The sequence below is a fragment of the Glutamicibacter sp. NPDC087661 genome, from assembly GCF_044743275.1.
Lineage (GTDB): Bacteria > Actinomycetota > Actinomycetes > Actinomycetales > Micrococcaceae > Glutamicibacter.
Genome location: NZ_JBIUWE010000002.1, coordinates 441,545 through 459,025, shown reverse-complemented (window position 1 = coordinate 459,025; position 17,481 = coordinate 441,545). Strand labels below are relative to the sequence as shown.

14 protein-coding genes and 1 pseudogene are annotated in these 17,481 nt (G+C 59.3%); 11 read left to right on the top strand and 4 right to left on the bottom strand.

Going from position 1 to position 17,481, the window contains the following annotated elements:
• Positions 1-77 precede the first annotated feature (77 nt).
• A pseudogene (locus ACIOTN_RS08945) lies at positions 78-266 on the top strand (IS1380 family transposase); the annotation flags it as partial.
• A gap of 216 nt (positions 267-482) precedes the next feature.
• On the opposite strand, the gene ACIOTN_RS08940 reads toward ACIOTN_RS08945, so the two are convergent.
• Entirely contained in the window at positions 483-1,991 is a 1,509-nt protein-coding gene (locus ACIOTN_RS08940) for a PucR family transcriptional regulator (RefSeq protein ID WP_402735172.1), read from the bottom strand.
• Between the two features lie 214 nt (positions 1,992-2,205).
• Here ACIOTN_RS08940 and ACIOTN_RS08935 point away from each other — a divergent pair, with 214 nt between their 5' ends.
• From ACIOTN_RS08935 to ACIOTN_RS08895, 9 genes are all read left to right on the top strand, one after another.
• Positions 2,206-3,816: a purine-cytosine permease family protein gene (locus ACIOTN_RS08935; protein WP_402735171.1), complete on the top strand. Its 1,611-nt coding sequence runs from the start codon at positions 2,206-2,208 to the stop codon at positions 3,814-3,816.
• Positions 3,817-3,899: 83 nt separating this feature from the next.
• Complete coding sequence (locus ACIOTN_RS08930) at positions 3,900-4,364, top strand: nucleoside deaminase (RefSeq protein ID WP_402735170.1); 465 nt, start codon at positions 3,900-3,902, stop codon at positions 4,362-4,364.
• A 182-nt stretch (positions 4,365-4,546) separates the two neighbouring features.
• Positions 4,547-5,341: a creatininase gene (locus tag ACIOTN_RS08925; RefSeq protein WP_402735169.1), complete on the top strand. Its 795-nt coding sequence runs from the start codon at positions 4,547-4,549 to the stop codon at positions 5,339-5,341.
• 1 nt (position 5,342) lies between these two features.
• Positions 5,343-7,070 (top strand): BCCT family transporter, encoded by a 1,728-nt coding sequence (locus tag ACIOTN_RS08920; protein ID WP_402735168.1) that lies wholly within the window; start codon positions 5,343-5,345, stop codon positions 7,068-7,070.
• A gap of 293 nt (positions 7,071-7,363) precedes the next feature.
• Positions 7,364-8,617 carry an aminopeptidase P family protein gene (locus tag ACIOTN_RS08915; protein WP_402735167.1) on the top strand — a complete coding sequence of 418 codons (1,254 nt, stop codon included), beginning with the start codon at positions 7,364-7,366 and terminating at the stop codon, positions 8,615-8,617.
• Positions 8,618-8,810: 193 nt separating this feature from the next.
• Positions 8,811-10,163: an MFS transporter gene (locus tag ACIOTN_RS08910; protein WP_402735166.1), complete on the top strand. Its 1,353-nt coding sequence runs from the start codon at positions 8,811-8,813 to the stop codon at positions 10,161-10,163.
• Positions 10,164-10,194: 31 nt separating this feature from the next.
• The gene (locus ACIOTN_RS08905) at positions 10,195-10,968 is read left to right on the top strand and encodes an IclR family transcriptional regulator (RefSeq protein WP_402735165.1); all 774 of its coding nucleotides are present in this window, start codon (positions 10,195-10,197) and stop codon (positions 10,966-10,968) included.
• A 2-nt stretch (positions 10,969-10,970) separates the two neighbouring features.
• Positions 10,971-11,387 carry a cupin domain-containing protein gene (locus ACIOTN_RS08900; protein WP_402735164.1) on the top strand — a complete coding sequence of 139 codons (417 nt, stop codon included), beginning with the start codon at positions 10,971-10,973 and terminating at the stop codon, positions 11,385-11,387.
• Positions 11,388-11,444: 57 nt separating this feature from the next.
• On the top strand, positions 11,445-12,032 hold the full coding sequence (locus ACIOTN_RS08895; protein WP_402735163.1) for an NADPH-dependent FMN reductase: 588 nt from the start codon (positions 11,445-11,447) through the stop codon (positions 12,030-12,032).
• A gap of 14 nt (positions 12,033-12,046) precedes the next feature.
• Here ACIOTN_RS08895 and ACIOTN_RS08890 read toward each other — a convergent pair whose 3' ends face one another.
• Entirely contained in the window at positions 12,047-12,619 is a 573-nt protein-coding gene (locus tag ACIOTN_RS08890) for a dihydrofolate reductase family protein (RefSeq protein ID WP_402735162.1), read from the bottom strand.
• A gap of 39 nt (positions 12,620-12,658) precedes the next feature.
• Between ACIOTN_RS08890 and ACIOTN_RS08885 the strand changes: the two genes are divergently transcribed.
• Positions 12,659-13,201 carry a helix-turn-helix domain-containing protein gene (locus ACIOTN_RS08885; RefSeq protein WP_402735161.1) on the top strand — a complete coding sequence of 181 codons (543 nt, stop codon included), beginning with the start codon at positions 12,659-12,661 and terminating at the stop codon, positions 13,199-13,201.
• A gap of 227 nt (positions 13,202-13,428) precedes the next feature.
• Here ACIOTN_RS08885 and ACIOTN_RS08880 read toward each other — a convergent pair whose 3' ends face one another.
• Together ACIOTN_RS08880 and ACIOTN_RS08875 are read right to left on the bottom strand one after the other, a co-directional pair.
• A complete protein-coding gene (locus tag ACIOTN_RS08880) occupies positions 13,429-15,348 on the bottom strand; it encodes a UvrD-helicase domain-containing protein (protein ID WP_402735160.1) in 1,920 nt (639 codons plus the stop codon).
• Positions 15,345-17,450: an ATP-dependent nuclease gene (locus ACIOTN_RS08875; RefSeq protein WP_402735159.1), complete on the bottom strand. Its 2,106-nt coding sequence runs from the start codon at positions 17,448-17,450 to the stop codon at positions 15,345-15,347. The genes ACIOTN_RS08880 and ACIOTN_RS08875 overlap by 4 nt, the downstream gene beginning before the upstream one ends.
• Positions 17,451-17,481 lie beyond the last annotated feature (31 nt).

Genomic DNA, 17,481 nt, shown 5'->3' with positions numbered 1-17,481 from the left:
GGAAGAAGAGGTGTCCTGAACTGGAAAACAGGAGTTATTGAAGCTCAAAATCACCAGATCGAAGGATCACCTCTTCCGTGAACCCTCCTACCCAACTTTTCCCTGCCTTTCCGACCCAGCTCACCGGCCAAGACCTGGTCTCCCACGCAGGACTGACAGTGCTGACCAGTTTCCTAAACGCCTTGAATTTCCGCAGGCTCTGCAAGGACCGGTTCAGCCAGTTCGAGCAAGCCACCGCAACCCACCGGCCAGGAAAAATCCTTGGCGTATGGCGGCATGGTGAGCTGGCCGCTTGAATGGGTGGATCCTGTTCTCTTACTTCTCAGGTTTTGAAAGGACTCTGTTTGGTCCGGGTGCGTGGAGCCTGGCAATCCGCGCAGGTGGCTTCGTCGCTCTTCGGCGTGGACAGAGTCAGGAACGGCCACCGGGAATCCATGGTAGAGGACTTCGGTGGCCGTTGGATGGCTGATGAAAAATTTGGGCTAGGTCGCCACCCGCGGGGCACGCCCGTGCTGCGGCCGCCCCATGGCCAGCCGGCAGGCCAAATGCACCTGCAGCAGCCGGCCGCCTTCACGCGGGTCGCCGTCGAGGAGCGCAAAGATCCTTGACAGGCGCTTATGCAGCGTCTGGCGCTCCAGATAAAGCTGATGGGCGGCATGCGTCGTGTTGCATCCGGCGTCCAGCCACGCCAGCAGGGTGGCCAGCAGCACGCTGCCGCGCTGGTCCTCGTGCTGCAGCAGGTTCCCCAGCTGCTCCGCAATGAAATGCTCCAGATCCTCCTGGTGCCCGAACTTCGCAGCCAGCCGCTCCAGCGCATAGTCCGACGCATCGCGCACCCTACCCTGGTCCGGGATGAATTCGGGAAATGATTCCAAGACCAGCGCCTCGGCCAGGGACCACTGCGCGCGCCAGATTCCTTCGGCCACCGGGCCGGCGCAGCATTCAACCGACAGTCCCGCCAGGCAACGGCGCAGGCTGGCGATCGCTTCCCGCCGGGCCCCGCGCGGATCGCCTGGGGCAAGCACCAGCAGCGCATAGAGCCGCCCGCTTTCCAGGTAGGTGCGGATCGAGGGCAGCGCCTGGTGCAGCTGGCGTTCGATGCTGCCGCGGATCCTGGCCATGTCATAGCTCTGGAACACCAGCAGCATCACCGGCTCGTCGCTGCCAATCTGCGCCTGCCGCGCCAAGTCGGACACGAAGTGCCCGCCGGCGCCGTTGACGATGGCCTGCAGCAGCGACGTGTTGGCCACCTGCACCGCGCTCGGCCGGTAGTGCTGGGCATAGGCCAGGCCGACGATGCTGCCCAGCCGTTCGGCCACCAGCTCCAGCCGCTCGGCGGACACCGACTCGGAGCCGGCGAGGACCAGCCGGGCGGCGGTATCGCTGCCGACGAACAGGTCCGTGGCCACCTCCATTGCTTCGGCCTGCTCCACACCAGGCTCGTCCGCCGGACTGGATTCGGCGATCATCCGCCCGCCCAGATCTTCCAGCACCGCGCGCGATCCCAGCGCCTGCTCGATCATTTCCAGCAGCTGCCGCAAGTTAGGTCCGGCCGAGGCCATGTGCTTGGCCAGCAGCTGGGAGATCTCGTCGGCCTGCTGCAGCGCCGAGGCCTGCTCGGAGACGATGCGGCGGTTGATCTTCTCGGCCAGCTCCACGAAGGGCACGGTGGCCTCCAGCCGGTAGAGCGGCAGCCCGAGCTGCTGGGCATGCTCGATGAACCGCTCCGGGATCCTGGTTTCCGGAACCAGCGGCTCGAGCACCAGCGCCGCCACGCCGCGCTCGGACAGCGAATCCAGATAGGCCAGCTGCGCCTCGGGCTTCAGGTGGAAAACGGCTTCCCCGGTCGTGAGCAGCAGCTCGTTGCCGTGCAGCAGGCCGGCAATCTGCACCACCTCGCTGGGATGCACCCACCGCACCTGGGCGGACTGGACGGACTGTGCACCGGCCAGCAGCTTCGGCTTGGCGCTGCGAAACAAATTGTCATCCACGACAGCGGACAGCGGGACCAGCATGGGAGCTCCTTTGGCGATGGGCGGGTTGACCTAAAGGAATTCACTAAGGTGACAGTTCGTCGCCCTGAGTCGATAAAAGCACGACAGATTGAATGTATCGCTAATCACACTCGATCTCTAGGCTTTGAATGACCCCACTTCGAACCACCTAGAACTGCCGCACGCTCGCAGCAGCCTGAAAAGAGGCGACATGGACTCGCAACATCCGCAAGGTTCCGAACAAGCCACCCACGAGGTCGAGGATTCGCTCCAGCCGATCCCCGAGTCGGTGCGCACCACCAAGCTCTCGGGCCAATTCTGGATCTGGGCCGGCGCCAACGTGGCACCGATCAACTGGATCCTCGGAGCTCTGGGCATCCAGCTCGGGCTGGGCTTCGCCGATACCGTCACCGTGCTGGTTGTCGGCAACGTCATCGGCATGCTGGGCTTCGGCTGCTTCGTGCTGCTCGGCCAGAAGACCGGCGCGACCGGCATGCTGCTGGCCCGAGGCGCCTTCGGCCGGCGCGGCGCCTACCTGCCGGCGGCCATCCAAGCGGTCATCGCCATCGGCTGGTCCGCCATCAACACCTGGGTCATCCTCGACCTGGTGCTGGCGCTGTTCGGCAAGATCGGCTGGGTCGATCCGGCGCAGGAAAACATGCTCATCCGCATCGCCGTCGCTGCGGTGATCATGACCCTGCAGGTCATCATCTGCTACCGCGGCTACCGCGCCATCTCGCGCTTCGAACGCCTGACCATGCCGCCGACCGTGATCGTGCTGATTGCCATGTCGATCATCGCCTGGACCCAGCTGGACATCGACTGGGGCTACGCCGGCCCGGAAGGCGCCGTGCTGACCGGGATGCCGCGCATTGCCGCAATGAGCTCGATCATGACCGCCATCGGCATCGGCTGGGGCATCGGCTGGTTCACCTACGCTCCGGACTACTCGCGCTTCGTCTCCAAGAGCATCAAGCCGCACAAGCTGTACATCGTCTCGGTGCTCGGCCAGTTCCTGCCGGTGGTCTGGCTCGGCGTGCTCGGCGCCTCGCTGGCAACCAAGCACGGCACCGCTGATCCGGGCGAACTGGTGGTCGAGAGCTTCGGCGCACTGTCCATCCCGGTGATCCTGCTGGTCATCCACGGGCCGATCGCAACGAACATCATTAATATGTACACCTTCGGCGTCGCCGTGCAGGCACTGGACATCCAGGTCTCGCGCAAGAAGATCTCCATCCTGGTCGGCGTGCTGGCCATGGGCGCCGTCATCGGCTTCCTCTACGCGCATGATTTCGCCGAACTGCTGCACAACTTCATCGCCTCCATCGCGGCCTGGGTCGCCACCTGGGGCGGCATCATGGCGGTGCACTACTTCATCTTCGAACGTAAGCACAAGGACTTCTCCTACCTGTTCCTCGATCCGAAGTCCTCGCGCCTGAAGTCGGTCAACTGGTCGGCGTTCAACGCCTTCGCCGCTGGCATAGTGATGACCTGGATGTGCATGTACGGCTCGGTTCCCGCCCTGCAGGGCCCGATCGCCAGCGCCGTGGGAGGCATCGACTTCTCCTGGCTGGGCGGCACGCTCACCAGCGCCGCGGTCTACTTCGCCCTGGGCTACCCGCGCTTCCGCGCCCGCATCAACGCCGGGGTCCCGCTGGGCCTGAAGATGGACTTGTCCGAGAAGGAATTCATCCAGGAGTTCGGCAGCGCAGAGCAGCTGCGCGAGGAGCAGCGCGTCGCTGGCGAACAGCGCCTGGCGAGCGAACCGGCTGCCCGCCCCGAACCTGATGCGACAACAGAGAAAACGCCGGTAGGCAGCTGACCTGCCGGAATAAATGAATAGGCTGGCGCCGCTTCCGGAATTCCGGAAGCGGCGCCAGTCACGCAGGAAGAAAGGATGACCTGATGAACCAGGAAATGATTGACGAGGCAGGCTACGAGGCGGCGCTGCAGGCTGCGCGCACCGGCGCTGCCGAAGGCGGAGTGCCGATTGGCTCCAGCCTGGCCGGAGCTGAAGGAGTCATTGCCGCCGGGCACAATCGGCGGGTGCAGCAGTCTGATCCGACCGCTCATGCCGAAATCGACGCCCTGCGCGCGGCCGGACGGCGCACCAGCTACCGCGACCTCACCCTGTACACCACGCTGGCTCCCTGCGCCCTGTGCTCCGGAGCCATAGTCCTGTTCAAGATCCCGCGGGTAGTGGTTGGCGAGGACCACACCTTCGGCGGGGAGATCGCCTGGCTGCGCGAGCGCGGCGTGCAGGTCGAGGTCCTGCAGGACGAGCGCGCCCTGATGCTGATGGAGCGCTTCATCTCCGAGCACCCCGAGATCTGGAACGAGGACATTGCCGAGGAGCCGGCTGGCAGCTGAGCGCTTGCCGCGGCCCGCGAAAGGAATTCAGCAGTTATTGGCAATTAACACTCTTGACTGTGACATGTACCACTGGAATGATTCAGTGCAACAGTGTTGCATTTGTCGCAACTAAATGATCCAGAATCTCGCATGGCGATAATTCTTTCGCCCCAACTGCTGTCACTGCCTAGGAGACAACGATGACCTCTGTATTCATCGAAGAACTTGACGCGGAATCCTACGCCGCCATGGTGGCCCAAGAAGGCTCGACCATCATCATCCCGACCGGTGCCACCGAGCAGCACGGCCCGCACATGCCACTGGGCGTGGATGCCATGCTGTCCCGGGCCATCGCTGGCATTGTGGCCGAGAAGATCGGCGCCCTGGTTGCTCCGGTCTTCTCCTACGGATACAAGTCCCAGCCGCGTTCCGGCGGCGGCAACCACCGGGTCGGCACCACGAGCCTGGGCGCCGCGGCGCTGACCGGCATGGTCGATGATGTCGCTTCGTCATTCATCGCCCAGGGCTTCACGAATGTGGTCGTGCTCAACGGGCATTTCGAGAACTACCAGTTCATCTACGAGGGCTTGGACAACGCTGTCGCCCGCGCCCGAGCGACTGGATCCGGATCCCGTGCCGTGCTGCTGTCCTATTGGGACTTCGTCGACGAGGCAACACTGGAAAAGGTGTTCCCCGACGGCTTCCTCGGTTGGGATATCGAGCACGGCGGGGTGCTGGAGACCTCGCTGATGCTGCTGCTGCACCCGCAGAAGGTGGACATGTCCCGCGTGGTGGACCACCCGCCGGCCAAGCTGACGCCGTACGACATCTTCCCCGAGGATCCTGCGCGCACCCCTGCCACCGGCTGCCTCTCCAGCGCCGCCGGCGCCAGCGCCGAGAGCGGCCAGCTGCTGCTGGACGCGGTCACCAAGGCGATGGCCAACTCGCTCCAGGGCGAACTGCTCCTGGGATCCATCAAGGTGGAGGTCGAGTAGCGTGTCCATCAACGAAGCCGCCCGGAAGAACACACGCAAGGGCAAGGACACGAGACAAGCGCCGGTCGAGGTGCCGCGCTTCATGGGGCGCCTGATCCCGCCCCTGGACCGCCTGCTCATCCGGGTCATCCCGCCGACACTGATCGTCGCGGTGCTCATCTGGGTGCTGCTATCCCCCGAGCAGGCTTCGGCAGTCATCTCCGAGATGCGCACCTTCGTCACCGGGAAATTCACCTGGCTGTTCATCCTGTATTCGGTGTTCACCGTGGTGGTGTGCATCTGGCTGTCGATGAGCAAGGTCGGCCGAATCCGCCTGGGCGGCCCCAAGGCCACGCCCGAGCACAGCAAGTTCGCCTGGTACTCCATGCTCTTCGCCTGCGGCCAGGGCATCGGCCTGATCTTCTGGTCCGTCGCCGAGCCGATCATGCTGCGCGACGGGAACCCTGTCATCCCGGCCGCCACACCGGCCGGCTCGGCCGAAGGCGGGATCGTGTGGACCTACTTCCACTGGGGCCTGACCGCCTGGGCCATGTACTGCGTGGTGGCGGTCTGCCTGGCCTACTCGCACCACAACCTGGGCAAGACACTGACCTTCCGCGAGGCCACCGTGGACATCCTGCCCCGCTGGTCCCGGCGCGGCGCGGGCGTCATCATCGAGCTACTGGCCATCATCGCCACCGTGCTGGGCCTGGCCACCTCCTTCGGGTTCGCAGCCCTGCAGTTCACTTCCGGGCTCACCTCATTCACCGGCTTGAGCTCCAGCCCCACCCTGTGGCTGGTGGTCATCGCGATCTTCGCTGGCGTCACCTGCATCTCGGCCATCGTAGGCATCAGCAAGGGCATGGCGCGCATTTCCAGCTTGAACTCCATCCTGAGCATCGTGCTGGTCGGCGCGGTGCTGGTCTTCGGCCCGACGCTGTACATCATCTCGATGATCTCACAGACCTTCGGCAGCTTCATGGCCAACTTCGTGAATATGAGCCTTTGGACCGATGCCGGCACCACTGCCAGCCCTTTGGCCACCTGGCAGGATAGCTGGAATGGCTGGTGGACCGTGTTCATCTGGTGCTGGGTCATCGCCTTCTCGCCGTTCGTGGCAGGGTTCATCGCGCGGATTTCGCGCGGCCGCACCATCCGCGAATTCGTCATCGGCGTGACCATCATCCCCACGCTCATCGTGATGATCTGGGTCGGAGTCATCGGGGCGAGCGCGATCTACTATGACGATGCGAGCAACCGGAGCATCAGCGATGCCGTGTCCGCAGACACCTCGGCCGGCCTGTTCGCGATGCTGGAGCACCTTCCGCTGGTCGGCACGATCCTGCTGGTGGTCTCCACCATCCTGGTCGCGACCTACTATGTCACCTCTCTGGATTCGGGAATCTATGCGCTCAGCGAGTTCGTCTCGGCGCCAAACAAGTCCGGACCGGTCTTCCGTGTGGTGCTGGTGCTGAGCATCGCCACCGTCGCCACGGTGCTGCTCACCCTGGGCGGCACGGCGGTGGTCGATACGGTCCAGACGGGCACCATCATCGGAGCCTTCCCGTTCTCCTTCGTGATCATCCTGATGATCATCAACCTGATCCGCAGGCTGCTCAAGCGCGACAAGGCGATCAAGCAGCTGGAGAAGGACATCAACAATCCCGACCCGGGCCTCGTGTTCGTCGCCGACCCAGATGGCGACGGAGCGATTCTCAAGGAAGATCCAGGACCGGAACAGCAAAACTAGGCAGCACAAGCCGCCCGGTCGCAGGCCGCGAAGTTCGTCATATTGAGCTCCGCGGCCTTCGCATTTTCCGGTCACTTCCGGGATTCATGCAGATCATTCCCGATTTACCGCTCTGCAGAAAAAGTTTTCACAATCGCCCTTGACAGTGACGCAGGGCACACATAATCTAAATGCAACGGCGTTGCAGTGAGCGCAACACGTACTTCTTCTCCGGCGATTCCCATGAATCCTCGCAATCCATCTGATTGGGCCGGCCTCCCTTGACAGTTGATTTCCCACAAGGAGCCAAAACCATGACTACCGCCAATATCGCCACCAATGTTTCCGAACTGGCCCGACTGAAGACCCTGCACAACGGCGCCAAGGAGCAGCTGACCTTCTCGGATGCCGAGTTCGAGCGCCGCCTGGCCGGCCTTCGCCAGATCATGGCCACGAAGTCGCTGGACGCAGTCATCCTGACCAGCTACCACGGCATCAAGTACTACTCGGACTTCCTGTACACCACCTTCGGCCGCAACTACGCGCTGGTGGTCACCGCCAGCAACTCCACCACCGTCACCGCGAACATCGATGCCGGCATGCCATGGCGCACCAGCTACGGCGACAACATCGTGTACACCGACTGGAAGCGCGACAACTTCTTCTACGGCCTGCAGGAAGCACTTAAGCGCGACGGCGTGAAGGCAACCCGGATCGGCGTGGAAGACGACTTCCTGCCGGGCCGCACCCGCCAGCAGATCGCCGACACCTTCGACGGCGCAACCCTGGTGGATGTCTCGCAGGACGCCATGCGCCAGCGCATGATCAAGTCCGCCGAGGAAATCGAGGTCATCAAGCACGGTGCACGCATCGGCGACCTGGGCGGCGAAGCCATCAAGGCAGCGATCCGCGAAGGCATCAGCGAATACGAGGTCGCACTGATCGGCACCGAGACGATGGTGCACGAGATTGCCAAGACTTTCCCGCACCGCGAAGTGCGCGATACGTGGGTCTGGTTCCAATCGGGCATCAACACCGATGGCGCCCACAACTGGGCCACCACCCGCAAGCTGGAGCGCGGGGACATCCTCTCGCTGAACTGTTTCCCGATGACCTCCGGCTACTACACCGCTCTGGAGCGCACCTTGTTCCTCGGCGAGCCGGATGCCCGCAGCCTGGAACTGTGGAACGTCAACGTCGAGGTCCACAAGCGTGGCCTGGAGCTCATCAAGCCCGGAGCGGTCTGCAAGGACATCGCAGCGGAGCTGAACGAAATCTACATCTCCCACGGACTGCTCCCGAACCGCACCTTCGGCTATGGCCACTCCTTCGGCGTGCTCTCGCACTACTATGGCCGCGAAGCTGGCCTGGAACTGCGCGAGGACATCGAGACTGTTCTGGAGCCGGGCATGGTCGTTTCGATGGAGCCAATGATCACCGTCGCTGATGGCGAGCCAGGTGCCGGGGGCTACCGCGAGCATGACATCCTGGTCATCGGCGAGGACGGTGGCGTCGAGAACATCACCAAGTTCGGTTTCGGCCCGCAGAACAACATCATCGATGCCTAAGGGCAAGCGATAACCGTGGGGCGGGGCCCGAACCCCGCCCCACAGCTGCTTTAACCATCTGATGCGCAGCAAGCACGGGGGCTGCGCCTAGAACCGACGACCACCCACCGGTCTGCCGGAAAACTTCATCATTCCAGCGGCAAAGAAGCCAGCACTGGCCAAAGCCGTTGCCCTCCAGAGGCGGTTTCACCCCATGAACCATTCCAGCAACTCCCCATCGCAAGCCCCCACCGGAACCACGGCTGCACCGGCCACCGGCGTGGCCCCGTCCCGCACCATTGACGCGAAGACCCGCCGCAAGGTGATCGCTGCCAGCTTTATCGGCAACTTCGTGGAATGGTTCGACTACGCGGCCTACGGCTACCTGGCCGCCACCATCGCCGCAGTGTTCTTCCCCAGCGATGATCCGCAGGCTGGTTTGCTGATGACCTTCGGCGTATTTGCCATCTCCTTCCTGGTCCGTCCTGTCGGAGGGTTCATTTGGGGGCATTTGGGCGACAAGATCGGGCGGCGCGAAGCCCTGTCCTGGTCGATTCTGCTGATGACTGGTGCCACCTTCTGCATCGCGCTGCTCCCCGGCTACGCGTCCATCGGTTTTGGCGCACCCCTGCTGCTCCTGGCCCTGCGCCTGGTCCAGGGCTTCTCTGCCGCCGGCGAGTATGCTGGGGCTTCCGCCTTCCTGGTCGAGTACGCGCCGGCCAACCGGCGCGGCCTGTACGCGGCAGTGGTTCCGGCCAGCACCGCCACCGGCCTGCTCTTCGGCTCGCTGATGGCCGCGGGGCTGACCGGGTTGATGTCATCCGGGGATTTGGAGTCCTGGGGATGGCGCATACCGTTCTTGCTGGCCGCGCCCATGGGGCTGATCGGCCGCTATATCCGTACCAAGCTGGAGGACTCGCCTGCTTTCCTTGAAGCGTCCGAGTCTTCCGCACCCGAGGGATCCCCAGTCGGGTCGTTGCTGAAGAACCACTGGCGCCAGCTGGTTCAGGCTGCGGGCGCAGTGCTGCTGAACGCCGTCGGGTTCTACGTCATCCTTTCCTACATGCCGACCTATCTCTCCGAAGAGCTCGGACTGGACGCCACCCGTTCCTATCTGGCAACGACCGTTGCGCTGCTGACCTACGTTGGATTCATCTTTGTCACCGGCATGCTTTCGGATCGCTTCGGCCGCAAGCGTGTCTTGATCAGCGCATCGATTCTGTTCATCCTGTTCACCGTTCCTGCCTTCATGGCTTTGGAATCGGGAAACTTCTTGGTTATCGTCCTGGTCCAGATCCTGCTCGGCGCGATGCTCACGCTCAACGACGGCACCCTTCCGAGCTACCTCGCGGAAATGTTCCCCACCAAGGTCCGCTATTCCGGCTTCGCAGTGTCGTTCAACCTCTCAAATGCATTGTTTGGCGGAACGGCGCCATTCGTGGCCACATTGCTCATTGCCACCAGCGGCAAAGTCCTTGCCCCCGGCTGGTACTTGATGGGCGCAGCGGTGATTTCGCTGGTGGCGGTGGCCTGCTCGGTCGAAACCAGCCGCAAACCACTGGTTTGAGCCGTAGGATAGTAGCAACTCAGGAGGGGAAATGACTGAAATTCGCAGTGAAACCCGAGGCACCTCGGTGATCGTCAACGTGCTCGATGTGCTCCGTTGCTTCACCGTTGAGCGCCCGGTAGTGGGCGTCACCGAAATCGCGGAGCAGGTCGGCCTCCACAAATCGAGCGTCTCGCGCATTCTGGCCACCCTTGAGCAGGAACGCGTTGTGGATCGCGACGCGGAAACCCGCAAGTACCGCTTGGGTGTCGGCCTGATTGCCATTGCCGGACCATTGCTTGCCAACCTGGACGTGCGGCAGGTGGCTTACCCCATTCTGGAAGATCTGCGTGAAGCTACCGGCGAGACCGCTGTACTGAACATCTGGGACGGCAGCGAGTCGATTTCGGTAGAACAGCTGCCTTCAACCCATCTGGTCAAGCACACCTCGGTCATGGGGTCGCGGTACCGTTCGGGGCTGAGCGCTACCGTCCAGGTATTCCTCGCCAATGAGGATCCAGCACGCCGCGCGGAGCTGATCTCCAACGGAGAGATCGATCTTGCCGGCACGGCCCCCGCCGAATACCAGGCACGCCTGGATCTTGTACGCGAGCGGGGCTACGCGGTCAACTACGGCGAGACCTCCGCCGAGGAGGTCGGAGTGGCCGCAGGAATTCTCGATCACCGCGGTGAACTCGTCGCCTGCGCCATGACCGCCGCTCCGTTCTACCGCATCGGCGCCGATGAGCTGGAGCAGCTTTGCTCCAGCACCCGTGCCGCAGCAAGGCGAATCAGCACCAGGCTGGGATACCAGGCGGAGGGATAGCCATGGATCCGTTCGAGGCACGCGATGCCCATGCCTTCGACTACCGGATGCACGAAGGCTCAGCCATGAAGGTCAGCCACCACTTCGCCGGGCACACCGGGATGCCGGTAGCCATCCAGACCTGGGTGATAGAACCAGGCGGCTTCGAGGGCTTCCATCGCCACGAGGGCCAGGGAGCTTTGCAGGAGTTCTACCAGGTGGTCGAGGGCCGGGCGCGGATGCGGGTCGGCGAGCGCGTATACGAGCTCGGTCCCGGTGACAGCGTATTGGCCGATGCCGGAGTGGACCACGACCTGTGCAATCCCGGCGGCACGGACCTGCGCGTGCTCACTGTTTGGGGCCCGCCGGGCACCGCCGACTTCTCGGACTTCGGTTCGCACCAGATTGCGCAGCGCGGTCATCCAGGCGGCCTGGCTTAGCTGGGAGTTTGCCCGAGGGCCTTTTGCCACCCCTCACCCCGGTGCTGAAGTGGTTCCATGGATTACAACATCGGCTATTTCGTCGGTTCGCTCGCCACGAACTCCATCAACCGCGTCCTGTCCAAGGCCCTGATAGCCCTGGCACCTGAAAACCTCAGTTTCACGGAAATCCCGATCAGCGATCTGCCCTTGTATAGCGCTGACTACGATGATAATTATCCCGAAGCCGGGACCGCGCTAAAGACCGCCATCGAGGCCTCGGACGGCCTGCTATTCATCAGCCCGGAGTACAACCGTTCAATTCCCGGTGCGCTGAAAAATGCCATCGACTGGGGTTCGCGGCCCTGGGGCACCAACTCCTTCGCCCGCAAGCCCACCGGCCTGCTCGGCGCTTCGGTCGGAGCCATCGGTACCGCGGTCATGCAGTCCAGCATGCGCAGCGTCCTCAGCTTCCTGGATGCCCCGCAGCTGAACTCCCCCGAGGTCTACCTGCAGTACCGTCCCGAAGACTTCGGCGAGGACGGAAGCATCAGCAACCCGGACACCGAGAAGTTCTTGGCCCACTACATGGGCGAGTACGCTGCGTTCGTTGAGCGCGTGCTCGATTCGACGGCCGCCGGCCACATCGGAGATGAAGGGATGTAGCCGCAAACCGGGTGCTAGCCGCGCGAGTATTCGGCAAGGCAGACTCCGGAGGCAAAAGACTGCATGTTCTCCAGCTTCCAGCGATTCGGGGCATACCCGGTGTCCCCGAATAGCCTGATACCCGACCCGAACATCACCGGCTGGATCTTCAAGGCCAACTTGTCGATGTCCGGCCGGAGCCTGGCGGCCAATTGCCCTCCGCCGCATAGCCAGATGCCGTCACCCGGTTGGGATTTGAGTTCCCCGATGACCTCTCGCGGATCCGCGCTGGTGAACTGCACCTCTTGGCTTCCCGGAGGTGAAGAGTGCTCGCGCGTGAAAACAATCTGCCTTAGATGCGAGTAAGGGCTGGGCAGTGCCGGCAAGCCGACCGCGTAGGTATTCCATCCCATCAGGACCGTATCGAAAGGGCACCCCTCGATAGGCAGTCCAGCCGACTCTGCCAACTGGGTCGGCGCGGTGCCGCGGTAGCGGTCCCAGATGGGCGCCGCATGGTCACCAGCCACCGCGAAGGCATCGAATTCTCCGTTCGGACCTGCAATGTACCCGTCCAAGCTCACTGCAACGAAGTAGGTTAGTTCTCTCATTGATTCTCCCTTGGCTCGAAGACGGAATCGTCTGGGAAATTGAGCCAACCCTACAGCATGGCCTGTTGGGAACTTGGGAGAATGCGAAAAAACCGGGAAACATCATTTCTGATGTTTCCCGGTTTTTTCCATTTGGTGGAGGTTGCCATCGATCTGTCCAACAGAGGTCGCCACTACGAAAATAGACTGCATCGCTTAGTGGAGGCCATGCAAACGTATCTTCGCCAGGAAGAACGCAGCCACGCGACTAGAACTCGCAAAGTCACAGTTTCAACGTCGCGAAGGCTTTCAAAGCGCATTACTGACGATCAGCTCAGTTCGATCGTCAGTAAATATCGGGAAGGTGCAAGTTCTGCTGATCTGGCGGCATACTACGGAGCCTCGAAGACGAGCATCGTTGAACTCCTTCGGCGAAGCAATATCGATATTCGTGACCGCAGGATCACTCCAGAAAATCAAGAGCTGGCAATCAACTTGTACGCAGAGGGGAAATCACTGGCTGCTGTCGGTAAGCGGATCAAAGTTTCACCAAGCTCCGTGCGGAATCTACTAGTCAGAAAAGGCATCCCTCGTCGAAGCTAACAGTAACCTCCAGTAGTCATGACAAAGAAGTGTAATCAATACTTGACCACTGAAAATTCAGCCAACGAAAATAATGGCGATCATCCCCGGTACCAGGCGAAAGGACGTGACAATACTCCGTACGGATTTTTCAGTTTATCTTTTAGGGTTGAAAGTTCAGATTGCCCAGCCCAGTTCCGTTATCGACCACCAACGGCACCGTTGATTTCAATTCAAGGTAACCTAGTTTAGACGCCGATGTCTTCGACGATCTCAAATCCAAGTTGCCGGAGTTTCTCGGCCGTAGCTTGCCTGTCGCTCACTTCTTTCATCGGGATCACAACTTCGAGTTCTGTTCTCGCCCGCGAACAGCCAACATAGAAGAGCCGGTAGGCAGCGAGAAGGCCTTCGATCGCCGAGAGGCTAAAGAGCTTTTTCGCATTTGTCACACCAGGTTTCTTGAGATATGCACTGTATGTCGCGCCGTAAAGTTCATTGAACAATTCAGACTCACTCAATGCATCCGCGATGATCCGAACCTCGGCCGTGATTGAATCTTCAGCGGCTGGAAAAGTATTCCTGTTCAGCTTGGTAACATCAACGCCAATCTTCTCCTTTGCAGTGCGGAACACGCCAGTCAACCTCCCAAACAGTGTCTCCAGGACATCGAGGTTCAAATCGAACTTCGGCCAGACGTCAAATAGGTTCTTCATTCGTACCGCTGGCGATGTACTCGTCTCTGCGACGAACACAACCTTCTCGTGACTCTCACCTTTGACTCCATGTTGAGTCGAGTGAGAGGGCGACAGCCGAAAGTCGAAGACTTTACGTACCTGCTGGAATGGAACGAGTACAAGCAAGCTGTATTCTTCGCTCTCTAAGTAGCCACTGACATCGGCCGGCCTGGCAAAGGAAAGACAAGAAAGCTTTACGAGCACATCCTTGATACTCGAATTCTCATCTTGCATTGCGCTGAATAATTCGTCGAGTTGAGTCGCAAGGATCGCTTTGTCCTCATGTCCATGGAACCTGAACTCACCAAAATCTCTTGAGTGAGCACGTAGCGTAGAAATCACAGCCCCGACGTGCCCACTCGCGTACGCAGCCTCTGTGCTAAGGAGACCATATAGAAGCCGAATTAGTGCGTTCGGAACCTTCTCCCATTCAGGCTCAGTGAGTACTGTAGCTGCTGAGTAGCGGGAGTTGTAACCGTGATCAGGCATGGCTTTTAGTGCGTTGAAGAGCTCTAGTCCGCCGATAGTGCCGAAGATCGAAGAGTTGTGGACGCTCAGAATCAAAGTGTCTGCATCAGCAATCTCATCCACGGTGTTGTCAGGCGTCGCACTAAAGTGTACTTTCGGCACAGCGCCGTAAACTTTGGAATCGGCGACCTGTCGCAGAGTCTGATCGTTGTAGATAGTATTCAGCACTGAGACAATTGCTACCGTTGAGCGGTAGTTGATAACCTCACGCTGCGGCACGTGGAAGGAACGAATCAGGGCCTGAAAACGTTCGGGGTCTGTTTTATAGATTTGTTGCATTCGATCCCCATATAGATGAAGATCGGCGTCTGAGTCTCGCAGCGCTTCGATGAAGAACTCAAGAACATTGACGTCTGTATCTTGGTACTCGTCAATAATCACCCGACGATATTTGCCACTCACTCGGCGATAGATACTAGGAAACCGTTTTGCGCATAAAGCAACAAAGGAAAGTAAATCATCGTGCGAGAGACGGCCCCGATATAGGGTGTTGAATGGCCGCTCGTTATAATCAAGTGCTTTCACCGATCCTCTCACCAATTCAAAGGTTAGAGGATCACCAATCGACTCACGATATCTAGCATTACTTGCTTCGGTTGTACTACTTTCATCTGCATTCTTGATGCGAGCATTGATAGCGTCGCCGTAGATCTCAAAATAGTACGCAACGATCTCGGGTGCGGAGAATAAGGACTGGGCTAAGCCATTAAAGAACGAATGAATCGTGGACACCGCTATGAAGGGTGACGAGATTTCTGCCTTTAGCTCTTCAGCTGCTCGGTTTGTGTACGTCACGCACAGAAGCCTATCGAGAGGACGTTCGACCGACCATTCTCGGACTAAACGCTTTATCTCCGTACTCTTGCCGCTACCCGCAGGTGCATTGATGAGTCGCAAGTTACTCATGAGTCCAGCCACCGCAGTGCAGAAATAATATATGCTGGTACCGTGTCCATCAGTTTCGGATTTAGTAGTAGCGAGTACATAAAGTCCGTCTTTTGATTCGACGTCGACGAAACGATTTGTCTAATCGTTGGAGACTCTGGTTCTTGTGGAATAGCGAATTTCAGCCCAGAATCAGCACGGTACTTTTTCCACTCTTCCCTTGTCCGTGGCGACCAGACTTCAGTGCTCAATTGCGTCGCAAGGATTGCTTCCTCGAAAGTACGCGCAAAACCTTCCCTTCCGGATTGGAATGCAACAGCGGCTGAGTGGGCGCCAGGCACGGGTGCTACTCCGGTTTCCGCAGAGATCACTTCCAGCAGCCCTTCAATGGTTAGTTTCTCCACCTTGTCGTTGTTAGCGTCTTCGCTATCCTTGGTGAAGAACGCATTCAATGTTGAATTGGTCGAGAAGCGCGGATTTAGCTCATCAACGCTTGAAGTTTCACTTTCCTTGTCGTAGTCAAGGTCGGTAATGATCGCTGTTTTGATGCGAAGTGCGTCTACTACAAGCGATTTATACACATGTGCGTAAGCTCCTCCGACCTGAACGTATGAGATGTATTGCGTACGGAGACCAGCCAAATCATCGCGCTCTCTGATGATGGCCTGAATATACATCCGTTCGGTGTCGCCTTCATACATGATGACTTTGTCAGCGAAGAGTAAATCGGAAAAGTTGATTGAATACAGGAAGCTAAATAGCCTCTGTGTTTCAGTAGATTTTTTTGCGACCTCCGAAGTATGAAACTCCCGCAAATCTACAATCCGGCAGCCATCGTCTTCGGATTTGAGAACGCGAAGCTGCTCGATCATGTTTGATCGCACGATCTCGCTTGAATGCGTCGTGATAACTGCTTGGAATGCTCCGCTTTCATTGACTCTGGACAGCAGGTGTTTAATGAATGCGCCTTGCATCTGCGGATGCATATGAGACTCTGGCTCTTCCAGAACCAGCATGTTTACGAGAAAGCCATTTTCTTCGCGGGAGGCCGATCGAATAAACGACTCGGCTTCAAGGTGTAAGTAGATAAGGTTGCTGTAGCCCAAGCCTTGAGAGGCCTCACCTAAAGGTACACCGGCTCCAAGATAGCGTGTCTGCATTGCCCGCGCAATCATCTGGACAGCGTGATCCTCGGTCACGTGGAAGTCAAGAAAGAGGTCATTTTGTCTTGTTCCGTTCGTGTTTGAGATTGACTCAATGACCGTATTGAGACTCTTGAGGGCTTCGTCGGCAGTTACTTCACGGATTCCAAGTTCGTGTATGGCGGAAACCACCTGATCAGGTAACTTTGACAAGATCCCCAACCAGTTTTCGTCTTCCTTCGCAACCTCGATCAGGCGTTGATTCAAGCCACCCGATTTATCTTCATTGGTGTCGTCGAGGGCTCGTGAAGCCTTTACTGCCCGGAAGTTGAAGAGCCGTTTAAGATCTTTATGGCCGCTCATCAAGAGACGATTTGTATAGTTCTCGTCTGCGAAGAAGACTTCTGGTTTCGAATGCGCCACAAGCACAGCATCAACCTTCGCTTGCAAGACGAGGAAATCTGAAGATCCTGGAATCGCATCCATCGGAGAAGTCCATCCACGCCTATCTACAACCTTCTTGATGTCCGTAAAGAGGTCATGACAGTCTGCAACCAGGCCATCTCGTTTAGCGGAGAAGCGATACTGGAAATAGAAAGAACTTTTCTCTGAGTCCAGGTCCATCAGGTAATCGGCAAACTGTCGAATGTCGTCAGTGTTGGGATCATAGGTCACCTCGATGCGAACATCTACTGATGGAGCCTTCGAAGAAAAGTCGTCGTGGTCCACAAAACCCCGATACTTCTGCTCGCCATCAATCGCTGCGCCGACAAGACCGATGAACCAATCGAATCTGGCCTGCGCACTGAAATCTTCAGCGCGCAGGCTTCCTTCGCCTCCTAGAACGACACGCAATAGATCAATGAGTGATGTCTTCCCAGAGTTATTGGCGCCAGCGAGGATGGTTGTTCCGTCTTCAAACTTGATATTCTGAGCTCTAAAGCGGCGATATCCATCGATATAGATCGAATCAATTCTCATTGCACTCTCCTGCTAAGCGTATTTTCGCAAC